1 protein-coding gene is annotated in these 519 nt (G+C 70.9%); it reads right to left on the reverse strand.

Annotated elements, in window-relative coordinates; translation table 11 throughout:
- Window positions 1-97: 97 nt before the first annotated feature.
- A partial coding sequence (locus C6558_RS39070) for an NADP-dependent isocitrate dehydrogenase (RefSeq protein WP_146161016.1) occupies window positions 98-519 on the reverse strand: 422 nt, incomplete at its 5' end.

Genomic DNA, 519 nt, shown 5'->3' on the forward strand with positions numbered 1-519 from the left:
CTCGAACACCCGTGACAACTCAACCCGCGTTGCGGACACGAGAAGGGGCCGGGCCGCGCGCTCCACGCACGCGGCCCGGCCCCAGGCGCTCAGATCGTCAGACGGAGAGCTTGTCCACGATCGCGTTGAGCGTCGCGGACGGACGCATCACGGAGGTGACCTTCTCCAGCTCCGGCCAGTAGTAGCCGCCCAGGTCCACCGGGGAGCCCTGCACGCCGTTGAGCTCGGCCAGGATGGTCTCCTCCTGGGCCTCCAGCTCCTCGGCGACCGGCTTCGCCGCGGCCGCCAGCTCGGCGTCCTCGGTCTGCTTCGCCAGCTCGCGGGCCCAGTACAGCGCCAGGTAGAAGTGGCTGCCGCGGTTGTCCAGCTCGCCGACCTTGCGCTTCGGGGACTTGCCCTCGATCAGCAGGGTGCCGGTGGCGGCGTCCAGGGTGTCCGCCAGGACCCGCGCGCGGTGGTTCTCGTTCGCGACCGCCTCGTGCTCGAAGGACACGGCCAGCGCGAGGAACTCACCGAGGG

It is taken from the genome of Ensifer sp. NM-2, assembly GCF_003024455.1.
Lineage (GTDB): Bacteria > Pseudomonadota > Alphaproteobacteria > Rhizobiales > Rhizobiaceae > Ensifer > Ensifer canadensis.